Origin of the sequence: Microbaculum mangrovi (assembly GCF_051390635.1) — a bacterium.
Taxonomy (GTDB): domain Bacteria; phylum Pseudomonadota; class Alphaproteobacteria; order Rhizobiales; family Tepidamorphaceae; genus Microbaculum.
On the sequence record NZ_JBPODT010000004.1, the window covers coordinates 612,657 to 627,581 of the forward strand.

14 protein-coding genes are annotated in these 14,925 nt (G+C 66.4%); 9 read left to right on the forward strand and 5 right to left on the reverse strand.

Annotated features, from left to right (window positions below; translation table 11 throughout):
- Nucleotides 1–86: 86 nt before the first annotated feature.
- Both rlmN and ACSF9G_RS19645 read left to right on the forward strand, forming a co-directional pair.
- Complete coding sequence (gene rlmN, locus ACSF9G_RS19640) at nucleotides 87–1,373, forward strand: dual-specificity RNA methyltransferase RlmN (protein ID WP_436643818.1); 1,287 nt, start codon at nucleotides 87–89, stop codon at nucleotides 1,371–1,373.
- Nucleotides 1,370–1,828: a hypothetical protein gene (locus tag ACSF9G_RS19645; protein ID WP_436643819.1), complete on the forward strand. Its 459-nt coding sequence runs from the start codon at nucleotides 1,370–1,372 to the stop codon at nucleotides 1,826–1,828. The genes rlmN and ACSF9G_RS19645 overlap by 4 nt, the downstream gene beginning before the upstream one ends.
- A gap of 38 nt (nucleotides 1,829–1,866) precedes the next feature.
- Here ACSF9G_RS19645 and ACSF9G_RS19650 read toward each other — a convergent pair whose 3' ends face one another.
- Both ACSF9G_RS19650 and ACSF9G_RS19655 read right to left on the reverse strand, forming a co-directional pair.
- Complete coding sequence (locus ACSF9G_RS19650) at nucleotides 1,867–2,517, reverse strand: LysE family translocator (protein ID WP_436643820.1); 651 nt, start codon at nucleotides 2,515–2,517, stop codon at nucleotides 1,867–1,869.
- A gap of 58 nt (nucleotides 2,518–2,575) precedes the next feature.
- On the reverse strand, nucleotides 2,576–3,187 hold the full coding sequence (locus tag ACSF9G_RS19655) for a 2-hydroxychromene-2-carboxylate isomerase (protein WP_436643821.1): 612 nt from the start codon (nucleotides 3,185–3,187) through the stop codon (nucleotides 2,576–2,578).
- A gap of 204 nt (nucleotides 3,188–3,391) precedes the next feature.
- Here ACSF9G_RS19655 and ACSF9G_RS19660 point away from each other — a divergent pair, with 204 nt between their 5' ends.
- Nucleotides 3,392–4,648: an argininosuccinate synthase gene (locus ACSF9G_RS19660; protein WP_436644043.1), complete on the forward strand. Its 1,257-nt coding sequence runs from the start codon at nucleotides 3,392–3,394 to the stop codon at nucleotides 4,646–4,648.
- 18 nt (nucleotides 4,649–4,666) lie between these two features.
- Here the strand turns inward: ACSF9G_RS19660 and ACSF9G_RS19665 are convergent, their stop codons facing one another.
- Nucleotides 4,667–6,643 carry a BTAD domain-containing putative transcriptional regulator gene (locus tag ACSF9G_RS19665; protein ID WP_436643822.1) on the reverse strand — a complete coding sequence of 659 codons (1,977 nt, stop codon included), beginning with the start codon at nucleotides 6,641–6,643 and terminating at the stop codon, nucleotides 4,667–4,669.
- A gap of 148 nt (nucleotides 6,644–6,791) precedes the next feature.
- On the opposite strand from ACSF9G_RS19665, the gene ACSF9G_RS19670 reads away from it, so the two are divergent.
- The 5 genes from ACSF9G_RS19670 to ACSF9G_RS19690 all read left to right on the forward strand — a co-directional run bounded on the left by ACSF9G_RS19670 (nucleotide 6,792) and on the right by ACSF9G_RS19690 (nucleotide 12,727).
- Nucleotides 6,792–7,022 (forward strand): DUF1127 domain-containing protein, encoded by a 231-nt coding sequence (locus tag ACSF9G_RS19670; protein WP_436643823.1) that lies wholly within the window; start codon nucleotides 6,792–6,794, stop codon nucleotides 7,020–7,022.
- A gap of 160 nt (nucleotides 7,023–7,182) precedes the next feature.
- On the forward strand, nucleotides 7,183–8,793 hold the full coding sequence (locus ACSF9G_RS19675) for an FMN-binding glutamate synthase family protein (RefSeq protein ID WP_436644044.1): 1,611 nt from the start codon (nucleotides 7,183–7,185) through the stop codon (nucleotides 8,791–8,793).
- Between the two features lie 134 nt (nucleotides 8,794–8,927).
- On the forward strand, nucleotides 8,928–10,067 hold the full coding sequence (locus tag ACSF9G_RS19680; protein ID WP_436643824.1) for a site-2 protease family protein: 1,140 nt from the start codon (nucleotides 8,928–8,930) through the stop codon (nucleotides 10,065–10,067).
- A gap of 197 nt (nucleotides 10,068–10,264) precedes the next feature.
- A complete protein-coding gene (typA, locus tag ACSF9G_RS19685) occupies nucleotides 10,265–12,103 on the forward strand; it encodes a translational GTPase TypA (protein ID WP_436643825.1) in 1,839 nt (612 codons plus the stop codon).
- Between the two features lie 114 nt (nucleotides 12,104–12,217).
- Nucleotides 12,218–12,727: a GNAT family N-acetyltransferase gene (locus ACSF9G_RS19690; RefSeq protein WP_436643826.1), complete on the forward strand. Its 510-nt coding sequence runs from the start codon at nucleotides 12,218–12,220 to the stop codon at nucleotides 12,725–12,727.
- 89 nt (nucleotides 12,728–12,816) lie between these two features.
- Here ACSF9G_RS19690 and ACSF9G_RS19695 read toward each other — a convergent pair whose 3' ends face one another.
- Entirely contained in the window at nucleotides 12,817–13,680 is an 864-nt protein-coding gene (locus tag ACSF9G_RS19695) for an alpha/beta hydrolase (protein ID WP_436643827.1), read from the reverse strand.
- Nucleotides 13,681–13,688: 8 nt separating this feature from the next.
- Nucleotides 13,689–14,264 carry a hypothetical protein gene (locus ACSF9G_RS19700; RefSeq protein ID WP_436643828.1) on the reverse strand — a complete coding sequence of 192 codons (576 nt, stop codon included), beginning with the start codon at nucleotides 14,262–14,264 and terminating at the stop codon, nucleotides 13,689–13,691.
- 111 nt (nucleotides 14,265–14,375) lie between these two features.
- Here ACSF9G_RS19700 and ppa point away from each other — a divergent pair, with 111 nt between their 5' ends.
- Entirely contained in the window at nucleotides 14,376–14,909 is a 534-nt protein-coding gene (gene ppa / locus ACSF9G_RS19705) for an inorganic diphosphatase (protein WP_261615890.1), read from the forward strand.
- Nucleotides 14,910–14,925: the final 16 nt, after the last annotated feature.

Sequence of the window (14,925 nt, forward strand, 5' to 3'; positions counted from 1 at the left end):
CTGCCCTATAGTTCACAGGCGCGGCCGGTCATCCGCCGCGCCCTTCGTGTTTTGACAAGGAAGCCGGCCCCCGCCGGATCGACCAAATGGCCGAGACGCTCGATATCGCCCGCCAGAACCCGAATGCACCGACGCTTGCCGGTGGCGCCATAGAGCCGGAGTCCGCGGACGTCGCCGCGAAGCCTTCGCTCGTCGGCCTGACGCGCACGGGCCTTGCCGAGGCACTGGCGGGGATCGGCGTGCCGGATCGCCAACTCCGTATGCGCGTCAGCCAGCTGTGGGGCTGGATCTACGGGCGCGGCGCCGCCGACTTCGAGATGATGACCGATATCGGCAAGGAGCTCAGGGCGAAGCTTACCGAGCATTTCGGCCTCGCGCGGCCGGAGATCGTCGTCGAGCAGGTGTCCAGCGACGGCACCCGCAAGTGGCTGTTGCGTTTTCCCCCCCGTTCGCAGGGCGAAGCCCCGGTCGAGGTCGAGAGCGTCTATATTCCCGAGCACGACCGCGGAACGCTGTGCGTGTCCAGCCAGGTCGGCTGCACGCTGACCTGCCGGTTCTGCCATACCGGTACGCAGCCGTGGGTCCGGAACCTGACGGCCGAGGAAATCGTGGCGCAGATCCTCGTCGCCCGCGACCGGCTCGGCGACTGGCCCGGCGCCAGCCGGCCGACCGACGGATTCGTGCCCGACGCCGAGCGCGCCGTCTCCAACGTCGTGCTGATGGGCATGGGCGAGCCGCTCTACAATTTCGACAACGTGCGCGACGCGGTGCTGATCGCGGCCGACGGCGAGGGCTTGTCGCTGTCCAAGCGCCGCATCACCCTGTCGACGGCCGGCGTCGTGCCGTTGATCCCTCGCGCCGGCGAGGAAATGGGCGTTATGCTGGCGATCTCGCTGCACGCGGTGCGCGACGACCTTCGCGACGAACTGGTGCCGCTCAACAAGAAATACCCGATCGCCGAATTGCTCGATGCGTGCCGCGCCTATCCGGGCCTGTCGAACGCCAGGCGCATCACCTTCGAATACGTGATGCTGAAGGGCGTCAACGATTCCATCGAGGACGCCAAGGCGCTGGTGCGGCTGCTTCGCGGCATTCCCGCCAAGATCAACCTGATCCCGTTCAATCCGTGGCCGGGCAGCCCCTACGAATGCTCCGACTGGGAGCAGATCGAGGTGTTCGCCGACGTGGTCAACCGGGCCGGATACGCGAGCCCGGTCAGGACGCCGCGCGGCCGCGACATCATGGCCGCGTGCGGCCAGCTCAAGTCCGAATCCGAACGGGTGCCGGCGTGGAAACGCCGCCGCGACGGCGAGCCTGCAGCGCCGGGCCGGGTATCCCAGGACAATGCACCTGTGGGCGGCGAAGCCCGTTGAGGACGCTGGGACGAATTCTTGGCCGACTGATCACGGTCACCTTCTCCTATGTGATCGCCTGCGTCGCCGCCGGCCTGATCGTGGCCGGCAGCTACGTGGTCCAGGCCTACATGGCGGGGCCGGTCGATTTCCCGCGGAGCCAGATCTTCGCCGAGACGCTCTATGTCAGCGGGCTCGTGGCCACATTCGTCGCCGTCTACGCCTTCGCGCCGGCCATCCTCGCCATCGTTGTCGCCGAGGTCTTCGCCATCCGGCGGGCACTCTATTACGTGATCGCCGGCGGGCTCGCCGGCCTGCTCGGCTATGCGGGCTTCAATGCCCGTGGCCTGATCGAGGGGGCGCCGGAACTGGGCTCCGATCTCCTGCTTGTCGCCGCGGCGGGGTTCGTCGCCGGCTTTGTCTACTGGGTCCTCGGCGGGCGCTTCGCCGGGTTCCTGAAACGCCCCGTGTCCTGAAGCGGCCAGTGTCGTGAAAGGCCTGGCGGCCTGATCGTTCAGCCGTTGGTGGCGCGCGCGGCGATCAGCCGGACGGCGAAGGCGCCCATGATCCCGGCAAACAGATAGTCGAAGGCCCGCATCGCTTTGCGCGAGCGCTTCAGCCCGGCCGAGATCCGGTCGGCGGCCAGCACGAGGCCGATGCACAGCGGCAGCGATACCGCGATGAAATACAGCCCCAGGAACAGAAGCTTGTGCGCCGCATGCGGATCGGCCGGAGAGACGAACTGCGGCAGGAAGGTCACGAAGAACAGCACGATCTTCGGATTGAGCAGGTTCACCCCGAAGGCCGTCAGGACGATGTCATGGGTGCGCTTTGCGGGCCTGCCGGCGGTTTGCAGCGTCAGCGATGAGCCGTGCCGGATCGCCTGAACGGCAAGCCACAGTAGATAGGCCGCGCCGGCGAACCTGACGACGCTGAAGGCGGTCTCGGAGGCGGCCAGCAACGCCGACAGGCCGAAGGCGGCGAACAGGGCATGGACGACGAGCCCGGCGTTTGTACCCACCAGCGTGGCGATACCGGCGCGGCGGCCCTGCGCCAGGGCGTTGCCGAGGAACAGCGTCATGTCAGGGCCCGGCGTCAGCGCGACGATCAGAACCGCCGGCGTGAACGCGGCCAGGACGGCTAGACTCGGAAACCAGTCGCTCATGGCGGGACCCTCCATCGCCGAGCTCTAACGCGGCGCGGACCGGGCTGCCAACCGGATTCTACAAGCCCGACAGCGAGCCGTGCCTGGCCCAATGCAGCGCCTGCTCGAGCCGGTCGTTGCCCCAGAACAGTTCCCCGTCCCCGGTGACGAACGTCGGCGCGCCGAACAGGCCGATCCGCAGCGCCTCCTCGGTTTGGACCTTCAGCCGGGCCTTGTTGTCCGGCGTCTCGGCGGCGGCGAAGACGGCGTCGGGATCGCGGCCAAGGCCCGTCACGATGTCGACGAGAACGGTCTTGTCGGAGATCGCTCGGCCATCGACGAATTCGACGGTATAGACCGCGTTGGTGAACGCCGGCCCCCAGCCTTCGTCAATGGCGACGAGGGCGATGCGGGCGGCGGTCAGACCGTTCTGGGGAAACGGATCCGGCAGCCGGAACGGCCGGCCCATCGCCGCGCACTGGCGCTCCATGTCGCGGATCATGTGGCGGCCCTTGACGGGGTAGATGTTGAAGGGCGAGGTGCTCAGGCCCTGCGCCGCGAAGACGGGGCCGAGCAGGAACGGCCGCCAGCGCACGGTGACGCCGGTCCTGTTCGCCAGGTCTTCGATCCGTACCGCCGAAAGATAGGAGTAGTTGGAGGCGAACTCGTACCAGAAGTCGATCGACGGCATCTTTGGGCTCCGAACGGGCGGGTTCGACATCCGACCGGGGATATAGGGTCGGGGCGACCGGACCGTTGCAGGAAACGGACAGGCCGGCAAGCGCGGGGATCTACCAGACCGCGACGGTCCCACCGGACGTCGTTGATGGCGGCCCTGCCAGCGCCGTGCTTGCGGAAAATGGGGGCGGCGTCCTATAAGCCGGGCCTGTAGAAAATCCGGCTATACCGGTCCTGCCGGTGCGTCACGAGGACAGTTATGACAGACGTCAAGAAGGTGGTGCTCGCCTATTCCGGCGGCCTCGACACCTCGATCATCCTGAAATGGCTCGATGAAACCTACAACTGCGAGGTGGTGACCTTCACCGCCGACCTCGGTCAGGGCGAGGAGCTGGAGCCGGCGCGCCGCAAGGCCGAGATGCTCGGAATCAAGGAAATCTACATCGAGGACCTGCGCGAGGAATTCGTGCGCGACTACGTCTTCCCGATGTTCCGCATGAACGCGCTCTACGAGGGCGTCTACCTGCTCGGCACCTCGATTGCCCGGCCGCTGATCTCCAAGCGCCTGGTCGAGATCGCCCATGCCACCGGCGCCGACGCCATCGCGCATGGCGCGACGGGCAAGGGCAACGACCAGGTTCGCTTCGAACTGTCGGCCTATGCGCTGGATCCGGACATCCGGGTGATCGCGCCGTGGCGCGAATGGGACTTCAAGTCGCGCACCGACCTGATCGACTTCGCCGAGAAGCATCAGATCGTGGTGCCGAAGGACAAGCGCGGCGAGGCGCCGTTCTCCGTCGACGCCAACCTGCTGCACTCCTCCTCGGAAGGAAAGGTGCTCGAGGATCCGTTCGAGGAAGCGCCAGAATACGTATACCAGCGCACGATCAGCCCCGAGGAGGCCCCCGACAAGCCGACCTATATCGAGATCGGCTTCAAGAAGGGCGACGCCATCTCCATCGACGGCAAGGCCATGAGCCCGGCGGCCCTTCTGACCGAACTGAACAGGCTCGGTCACGACAACGGCATCGGCCGGCTCGATATGGTCGAGAACCGTTTCGTCGGCATGAAGAACCGTGGCGTCTACGAGACGCCGGGCGGCACGATCCTGCATCATGCCCATCGGGCAATTGAATCGCTTACGCTGGACCGCGGCGCGGCGCATCTGAAGGACGAGCTGATGCCGCGCTACGCCGAGCTCATCTACAACGGCTTCTGGTTCTCGCCGGAGCGCGAGATGATCCAGGCCGCGTGCGACATGAGCCAGGAAACCGTCGAGGGCACGGTGCGCGTGAAGCTCTACAAGGGCAACGTGGCGATTGTCGGCCGGAAGAGCGATCAGTCGCTGTATTCGGAAGAACTGGTGACCTTCGAGGACGACCGCGGCGCCTACGACCAGAAGGACGCGGCCGGGTTCATCCGCCTCAACGCGCTTCGGCTTCGCACGCTGGCGGCACGGAAGCGGCGAGGTTAGGCCCGTTGCCGGAAGACGCTATTCCTCGGGAAGTCCGGCCTTTCGCAAGCCTTCCCAGTAGACGCCGTGTTTCTGCAGGGTCATCGGAACGGCCTTCTTGAGGCTGGAAATCGTAAGGTCCGGATAGGCCTCCAGCAGCTTGCGCATCGCCGCCCTGGCCTTGTCCATGTCTCCGGCCGTGGCGGCGGTCGAGGCGAGGCCGCGATAGCCCCACAGCATGGTCGGCCGCGATCGCAGGCCCGCTTCGACGAACTCGACCGCCTCCTTGTAGTCGCCCCGGATCTGGCGGGCGACACCGCTGCCGACCAGAATGTTGAACGCGAACGGGTCGTAGGGGCTCAGCCGTAACGCGCGGTCGAACGCGGCGATCGCCTCGTCGGTCCGATGGTCGTAGTGATAGAGCCATCCGAGCCGCATCCAGCCCCACGCGTTGTTCGGATCGATCCGAAGGCTGCGCTCGAGCAGCGTCTGCGCCAGCGCGAAGTCGGCCGAGCTGATCGTCAGCGCCGCCGCCGCCGCGACCATCGTGGCGGGATCGTCGTCGGCCATGGCGGCCGCCCGACGGGCCAGTTCGATCCCCTCCGACCGGTCGGTTTCCGGGTCTTCGCTCCACATGTAGGCGACGTCCTGCACCCGGCACCACGCCAGCATGGCCGTGGCGAGGCCGTTCCTCGGCTCGATTTCGAGCGCCGTCTCGAACAGGACCGCGGCTTCCGCGTTGTCGGCCTTGGTATGGGCCCAGAAATGCGGATAGGCACGCAGGATCAGGTCGTAGGCCTGCAGGTTCTCCGGCCGCTTGCGCAGCGCACGCTCGATCTCGGCCTGTCGCAACGAGGGATGCAGCGCCCCGGCGACCGACGCGGCCACCTCGTCCTGGAAATCGAAGACGTCCTTGGCGTCGCCGTCGAACCGGTCCGACCAGATCTGCGTGCCGGTGCCGGCGTCGATCAGTCTCACGGTGATGCGGGCCCGATCGCCGGAGCGCCGCACCGCGCCCTCGAGGATATAGCGCACGCCGAGCGCGCGGCCGATCTCGCGCGTGTCCATCGTGGAGTCGCGCAGCGTTTCGGCCGTCTGCCGCGCGATCACGAAGAAGTCGCGGATGCGCGACAGGACGGAGGTGATCTCCTCGACGACGCCATCGGCGAAGAAACCCTGTTCGGGGTCGCTCGACAGGTTCTTGAACGGAAGCACGACGATCGAGGGATGGGTCGATGTCTCGGAACCGCCCTCCGGCGGGCGAATTTCCGAGCGGCCGGTTTCCGGCTCTCCCGCCTTCGGATCCGGCGCCTCGATCAGGGCGCGGGTCATCTCCTCCGGCTCGGCGCCGAGCGCATCCAGGGTTGCGTGTCGGCAGGCTTCGTACTGGCGCAACGCCGCATTGCGGCGGCCCTCGGCGATATCGCGGCGGATCAGCGCCCGGTGGGCCTCCTCGCAGGCCGGATCGGTCTCGAGCAGGCGCCCGGCGAGCCCGGCGACCGCCTCGCGTGCGGTGCCTGTCGCGCCGGCGGGATCGAAGGCGTCGACGAGCGCGAGGGCCCTGGCGTGCAGGCTGCGGCGCTCGGCGAGCGCCCACTCCTCGAAGGCCACGTCGGGAAAGTCGCAGTCGGCAAGGAACGGGCCGCGGTAGAGGTCCGCCGCCATCGCCGGCTCGCGCGATGCAAGCGCCAGAAACCGCGCGGCGTCACATTCCGTCTTCGCGGGATCGAGGCCGATGCTGCCCGACGGTGCCAGAAGGGCGGAGGGATCCGGCAGCGCCTTGCGCAGGGCGGCGAGCGCGTGACGCAGGCTGCCGCGTGCCTGGGCGTCGCTTCTGTCGCTCCACAACAGGCCGACCAGGCGCTCGCGGCTGGCGGTCATTCCCGTCGCCATCGCGACCGCGACGAGCAGCAGCTGCACCTTGCGGGTGGGCACGCGCACGGGCACGCCGGCGACCGTCACGTCCAGGCCGCCGAACGTACGGATGTGCAACTGGGTGTCTTCGCGTCCGGTCACTTCGATCGCTCCGCGCAGCGCGAACGTCATTTTTAGCGTATTTTTCACGCGCCAGCGGCCGTGTTTCACATTTTTTCGGGTCTCGGCGGCCGGCGCGCTCACGGACATCGGAGAGAGTGGGTCCATCGATCAAGCGATGGAGATTGCGATGACTGCCACCAACACCGTCCTCGAACCGACTGTCCGCTCCGCCGACGTCGCCGGGTATCTGCGCGGTGCCGCGATGCGCGTGTTCGCCTGGTGGCGCCTCTACCGGACCCGCAGGATCCTGTCCGGTCTCGACGAGCGGACCCGCAAGGACATAGGATTTGCCGCACCCAGTGGCGCGGAATCGTCAGCCAATCCGCGGGTCCTCCGCTACCTCGAGACGCTTCGATAGGTCTCCGGGCATCGCCCGACGCCAACCGCCCCGGACGCGCCACTTCCGGGGCGGTTTATATTGAGTCAACTTCCTCCCGGTACAAAGTGACGCATCGGCAATGCCGGCCGACGTCGACGCCATGTGCCGGAGGAGACGCCCCGTGAAACTCAGAACGACAATGCTCATCCATCCCGTGACGCTTCTGACGCGTTACGGAACATTTGTCGCCATCGTGATCGCGACGGCGGTCACCTTCGTCCTGCTGACGAAGGGCTGGCATGTGCGGTGGGCCTTCTATCCGCTTCTCGTCCTGACCTGCGTCGGTATCTGGAGCCTGTTCCAGACCCGCCATTCGCTGATGCGCAACTATCCGGTGATCGCGCTGGTGCGGTGGGTTTCGGAGGAACTTCGTCCGTTCCTGCATCAGTACATCGTCGAGAGCAATCTCGAAGGCCGCCCCTATTCGCGCGAGCACCGCTCGCTGATCTACCAGCGCGCCAAGGACGACGTCGACGTCCATCCGTTCGGCACCGAGCTGGACGTCTATAGCGACGAATACGAGTGGCTCAGCCATTCCATCGCCGCGCGCCATGTCGATCCGAAAACGTTCCGCGTCGACGTTGGCGGGCCGCAATGCGACAAGCCCTATTCCGCCTCGCTCCTGAACATCTCGGCGATGAGCTTCGGCGCGCTCGGGGCGAACGCCATCGAGGCGCTCAATCTCGGCGCCAAGCTCGGCGGCTTCTATCACGACACCGGCGAGGGCTCGATCAGCCCGTATCATCGCAAGAACGGCGGCGATCTCGTCTGGGAGCTCGGCTCGGGCTATTTCGGCTGTCGCGACAAGGCCGGCCGTTTCGATCCCAAGCGCTTCGCCGAGCAGGCGGTCTCCGATCAGGTGAAGATGATCGAGATCAAGCTCAGCCAGGGCGCCAAGCCGGGCCACGGCGGGTTGCTGCCGGCGGAGAAGATCACCGCGGAAATCGCCAGGACGCGCATGGTGCCGACAGGGCAGGACTGCCTGTCGCCGCCCGCCCATTCGGCCTTTTCGACGCCGATCGAGATGATGGAGTTCATCGCGACGCTGCGCGAGATGTCGGGTGGCAAGCCGGTCGGCTTCAAGATGTGCATCGGCCAGCCGCACGAGCTGCTGGCGATCTGCAAGGCGATGAACGAAACCGGCATCCTCGCCGACTTCATCGTCATCGACGGGGCGGAGGGCGGCACCGGCGCCGCGCCCGTCGAATTCTCCGACCACATCGGCATGCCGCTTCGCGAGGGGCTGATCTTCGCGCGGAACGCGCTGGTCGGCACCGGGCTGCGGGACAAGGTGAGGCTCGCGGCCAGCGGCAAGGTGTCGACCGCCCACTACCTGGCGGCCAACATGGCGGTCGGCGCGGACTGGTGCAATGCGGCCCGCGCGTTCATGTTCTCGCTGGGCTGCGTGATGTCGATGCGCTGCCATACCGGCGAGTGCCCGACGGGCGTGACCACCCACGATCCGTTGCGCCAGCGTGGCCTGGTCGTCGAGGACAAGGCGCGGCGGGTGCGCAATTTCCAGCGCGAGACGTTGCACGCGCTGGCCGAGGTCGTCGGCGCCGCCGGGCTGGACCATCCCGGCCAGCTAAACCCGGCCCATATCTTCCGCCGCGTCAATGCCGTCGAGGCGAAGCGCCTAGACGAGCTCTACACCTTCATCGAGCCCGGTTCGTTGCTCGATGGTCGCCGGAAAACGCCGCTCGGAAAGTACTGGCACGAAGCGCGCGTGGACTCCTTCGCCCCGGGGTGACAATCGGCCGCCCCGGGGTGACAATCGGCCGGACGGGACGGGAGCGCATTTGCGTGCGCGGCCAGGTAAACTACATCTTTGCCCGGGGTGTCCGGTAACGCCCCGGGGTGAAGAGAGAACGCCAGGATCGTCCCATGCCTTGGTCCCTCACCGTCGGCCGGATCGCCGGTACCGACGTCCGCATCCATCTGACCTTCCTGCTGCTGCTCGCCTGGATCGGCGTCGCCCACTACATCCAGGGTGGCGCGGCGGCGGCGATAGAGGGTGTTCTCTTCATTTCCGCGGTGTTCCTGTGCGTGGTGCTGCACGAGTTCGGCCACGCGATGGCCGCCCGCCACTATGGCATCGGCACGAAGGACATCACGCTGCTGCCGATCGGCGGGCTCGCCCGTCTCGAGCGGTTTCCGGAAAAGCCGGGGCAGGAGATCGTCGTCGCCGCGGCGGGGCCGGCGGTGAACGTGGTGATCGCCGTCGTCCTGATCCTCATCTTCGGCTTCCCCGCCGATCCCGCCGCGCTGCAGCAGGTCGAGAACCCGCAGATCGGCTTTTTCGAGCGGCTTGCCGCCGTGAACATCTTCCTCGTCGTCTTCAACCTGATCCCGGCCTTCCCGATGGATGGCGGACGGGTGCTGCGGGCCGCGCTGTCCTATCGGCTCGACCGGTTCCGCGCGACCGAGGTCGCCGCCTCGATCGGCCAGGCGCTCGCCTTCTTCTTCGGCTTCATGGGCCTCATCGGCGGCAACGCGATCCTCGTGTTCATCGCGATCTTCGTCTATCTCGCGGCGACCGCGGAGGCCGCCAGCGAGGGGCTGATGGCGCTCGGGCGCAAGATCCGGGTGGACGATGCGATGATCCGCTCCTTCGAGACGTTGCGGCCCGACGAGACGGTCGACGATGCCGCCGAGGCCTTGATCCGCACCACCCAGAGCGAGTTCCCGATCGTCGACGGCGGCGGGCATCTGCGGGCTTTCCTCACGCGCTCGGAAATGATTCACGCGCTGAAGGCGACCGGTTCGCGCACGCCGGTGCTGGAGGCGGCCACGGGAAAGCCGCTGACCGTGACCAGCGGCATGCGCCTCGACAGGGCGCTCAACGCCATGCAGCAGGCCGGCGCGGCGATCTTCGGCGTCACCGACCGGGACGACCGGCTGATCGGCTACGTCAGTCAGGAGAATATCGGCGAGCTGATGATGCTCGGCGAAGCCAACTGGCACAAACGCGAGGCGGCCAAACCCGCCGAAAGCGGCTCAGTGCCCCGCGTGCCGCCGGTCTGATCGCCGGGGTGTCAGACGTCCGTTTGATTGAAAGAACGAGGAGGCGGCCGCGACGACTGCGACGTTCGCCGATGTCGGAAAGATAAGCGGGGTCTTCCTTTCGCCTTTCCGTTTCCTCATACAGTCGCTATATTGCGGCGCAACACAACGCGCGGGCGCGGCTTAATGGTCGCTGCCCGTTTTTTGGCTTAGAGATCATGCAACTTCGCAACATTGCCATTATCGCCCATGTTGACCATGGGAAGACGACCCTCGTCGACTGCCTGCTGCAGCAGGCAGGCGCCTTCCGCGAGAACCAGCGCGTCGCCGAGCGCGTCATGGATTCCAACGACCTGGAACGCGAGCGCGGCATTACCATCCTGGCCAAGGCGACGTCGGTCGTCTGGAAGGATACCCGCATCAACATCGTCGATACGCCGGGCCACGCCGATTTCGGCGGCGAGGTCGAGCGCATCCTCAACATGGTGGACGGTGCGATCGTTCTGGTCGACGCGGCCGAAGGCCCGATGCCGCAGACCAAGTTCGTGGTCGGCAAGGCGCTGAAGATCGGCCTTAAGCCGATCGTCGCCATCAACAAGGTCGACAAGCACGACGCCCGGCCGAACGAGGTCATCGACGAGGTGTTCGACCTGTTCGCGGCGCTGGACGCGACCGACGAACAGCTCGATTTCCCGATCCTGTATGGCTCGGCCAAGCAGGGCTGGATGGCCGATAGCCCGGAGCCGCCGGCCGAGGGGCAGGGCTCGATGCAGCCGCTGTTCGAGCTGGTGCAGAAGCACGTCGCCCCGCCGCAGGTGGAACAGGGCCCATTCCGCCTGCTCGGAACGATCCTGGAAGCCAATCCGTATCTCGGCCGCATCATCACCGGCCGCGTCACGTCCGGCTCGATCAAGCCGAACCAGGCGATCAAGGTGTTGTCGCGCGACGGCACACTGATCGAGCAGGGCCGGGTCTCCAAGCTCCTCGCCTTCCGCGGAATCGATCGCACCGCCGTCGACCACGCCGAGGCCGGCGACATCATCGCCATCGCCGGACTGGAAAAAGGCACCGTCGCCGATACCTTCTGCGCGCCGGAGGTCGAGATACCGCTGCTGGCCCAGCCGATCGATCCGCCGACCGTGTCCATGACCTTCCGCGTCAACGATTCGCCGCTTGCCGGAACCGAAGGCGACAAGGTGACGAGCCGCGTCATCCGTGACCGCCTGCTGAAGGAAGCCGAAGGCAGCGTCGCGCTGAAGATCGAGGAAACCGAAGACCGCGATTCCTTCGTCGTGTCGGGCCGCGGCGAATTGCAGCTCGCCATCCTGATCGAAACGATGCGCCGCGAGGGCTTCGAACTCGGCGTGTCGCGTCCCCGTGTCGTCCTGCAGCGCGACGAGACTTCGAATCAGCTTCTTGAGCCGATCGAGGAGGTCGTCATCGACGTCGACGAGGAGCATGCCGGCGTCGTCGTGCAGAAGCTGTCCGAGCGCAGGGCCGACATGATCGAGATGCGCCCGTCGGGCGGCAACCGCCAGCGGCTCGTCTTCCACGCGCCGACGCGCGGGCTGATCGGCTACCAGGGCGAGCTGCTGACCGATACCCGCGGCACGGCGGTGATGAACCGGCTGTTTCACGGTTACGCGCCCTACAAGGGCGAGCTGCCTGGCCGACGCAACGGCGTGCTGATCGCCAACGAGGCCGGCGAGGCGGTGGCCTATGCGCTGTGGAACCTGGAGGATCGCGGCCCGATGATGATCGAGCCGGGCTGGAAGGTCTATCAGGGTATGATCGTCGGCGAGCACACCCGTGAGAACGATCTCGAGGTGAACGTGCTCAAGGGCAAGAAGCTCACCAATATCCGCACCACGTCGAAGGATGAGGCGGTAAGGCTGACGCCGCCGATCCGGATGACGCTCGAAAAGGCGCTCGCCTGGATCGACGACGACGAGCTGGTCGAGGTCACGCCGGAGTCCATCCGTCTGCGGAAGGCCCTGCTCGACCCGCACGAGCGCAAGAGGGCGGAGCGGGCCCGCGAAGCCGGCGCCGTGGCCTGACGTGGGGTCGGCATTGCGGCTTTGAGGCAACGCCTCGGCGACAAAACCGCTTGAGGGGCCATTTGACCGCGGTCACCGATTGCCGGGGGTACGGCGCGGCGCTACCCTCTAGCCATGAGTACCGTCGTCATCGATGTTCGGCCGGCAACTGCGAAAGACGCCGTAGGGATCTCGGAGGTCCATGACGAAGCTTGGACGACGGCCTATCGCGGCATCATTCCGGCGGTGACGCTGGAAAAGATGATGGCCCGGCGCGGTCCGGCCTACTGGAGCCGCCTGGCGTCTCGCGGCGGAGCCGGGACGCTCGTCCTGGCGTTCGACGGCGAGGTCGCCGGATACGCGACGCTCGGCCCGAACAGGGTCAAGCGACTGGCCTATGGCGGCGAGATCTACGAACTCTATCTGCGGCCGACCCATCAGGGCATCGGCCTGGGCCGACGGGTGTTCCGCGAGGCGCGCAAGGCGCTTAGTGCCAGCAGGCTTGACGGGCTCGTCGTCTGGGCGCTCGAAGAGAACACGCAGGCGCGACGCTTCTATTCGGCGCTCGGCGGCATAGAAATCGCGCGAACCTTCGAGCCCTTCGGCGACGCCAAGCTATCCAAGATCGCGTTCGCCTGGCGGTAGCCAGGCCGTTCTCTCCGGTAACGCGGATCTTTCCGCGGGCGATTCCCGCTTACGCGGGAATGAGCGGAGAATGAAGTGGCACGCGCGGCCTACGGCAGCCCGAGCGCGTTCAGGAACCCATCGACACCGTCCGTATAGGCGCCGGGCAGACCCAGGTCGTTGTCGATCGCCATGTGGCGGCGCTTCACCGGCAGCACGTCCGCACTGCCGCCGTATTTCTCGACCGCGGCGGCGAACGCGGCCGCCTGTCCGCACGAGCGTCCGCCGAGACTGGAGCAGACGAGAAGCATCGGCGCGGGCTGGGCCGTTATCCTGTGGATCGGCGAGGCCGCCGTCCAGAACGTCGGATCGGCCCCGAAGGCCACGTCGAAGACGTCCGCATGGCCACGACCCATGATCTCGACGACGTCATAGGCGCCGGCGTCAAGCGAGATCGTGCCGAGCCAGGGGCCGGCGCCCTGCGCGGCCGCGAGGGCCGGATCTGCGGCAAGAAGCGAGACGAGATGTCCGCCCGAGGAATGGCCCATCAGGACGAAGCGATCGGGCCGGCCGCCCCAGACGTCGGCCATCGACTGGGCCGCGGCCAAAGCCCTGGCGACGTCCCCGGCCTGCTCGATCGGATCGGCCTCGGGAACGAGGCGCGTATTCGCCGAGATGAAGACATAGCCGCGATCAAGCCAGTGCGCCGCCTTGTTGGCGACCACGGATTCGGTCCGCTTGTCGCCGGCCACCCACGCGCCGCCATGAACCATCAGGATGACAGGCGGCCCGGCGGCCCCGGAACCGGCGGGCTTAGGCGGCAGGTAGATGTCCATCGTCTGCCAGACGCTGTCGCCATAGGCCACGTCGGCGATCACGTCGAAATCGGAGAAGTCGGGACCTGCCAGACCGCGCTGAGGCGCGGCAAGCAGAACCACGATGAAGAGCGCCCAAATCCGGAAACGGCTTTTCACGGCCGTGCTCAGTTGCCCAGGCTCCGGCCCGGATTGCCGACCGCCACCGGTTGCTGCGTTGCGCAATCGAAACCGGCGCTCATGGTGTCGGCTGCCTGGCGGGCGAGCGCGTTGGCGTCCTTGTTGGCGAGCGCATCGACATAGGCGATGTGGCAGGTGCCGAAGTCGGAGACCTTGGTGACGACGAGGACCTGACCTTCGCTGCCGTCGTCGAACTCGGTGAACCAGCGCAGGATCGTCGCGTAGGCCTTGCCGTCGGGACCGAGACGCCACTCCAGGGTGTCATTGATCCGGTTGAAGGGCGGCAGGGTCTGCTCGGCGGCGACCTGGACCTCCGCCGCCTTGCCGAAGGAGACGAAAAAGCGGAGGTCGCCCTCGGCCACCCAGACCGCCTGGTCGGGGATCGCCGGACACATCCACGACATGGAGCCCGAAATTTGATCCTGCCTGAAAATGCTGCATCGATCGAGATCGATCTTGGAATAGACGCTGCTCGGACCGGCGGCGGAAAGCGGGGAGGCAAGGGCGAAAGTCACGATCGCGGCTGCAATTCCGGCGAGAATCGATCGATTTTCTGCGCGCATTGCGGTCTCCTGGTCGATTACTGTGCGGCAATACGGCCCGAATATTCAGATTGCCTTTTCCGGCCTGTTCCTGCCAGTACTCTGCCGAATAATCCCTAGCAGGAGTGAATCATGCGTATCGATGCGGTGCCGATCGGCGCCAATCCGCCCGAGGAAATCAACGTCATCGTAGAAGTGCCGGTGGGCGGCGAGCCAATCAAATACGAGATGGACAAGGCGGCGGGCACCATGTTCGTCGACCGCTTCCTCTACACGCCGATGCGATATCCCGGCAATTACGGCTTCGTGCCGCATACGCTATCGGAAGACGGCGATCCGATCGACGTGCTGGTTCCGAACCAGCGGCCGATCGTTCCCGGTGCCGTCATGCCGTGTCGGCCGATCGGGGTGCTGCTCATGGAGGACGAGAAGGGCCTGGACGAGAAGATCGTCGCGGTGCCTGTCCATCGTATCACCCGGCGTTACGACAAGGTGCATACCTACGAGGACCTGCCGGCGATCACGCTGAAACAGATCCAGCACTTCTTCGAGCACTACAAGGACCTCGAGAACGGCAAGTGGGTCAAGGTCGTCCGCTGGGGCGACGCCGACGAGGCCCGGCGCCTGATCACGGAGTCGATCGAGCGCGCCGGCACGAAATCGTAATCACCGGATCGCTTCG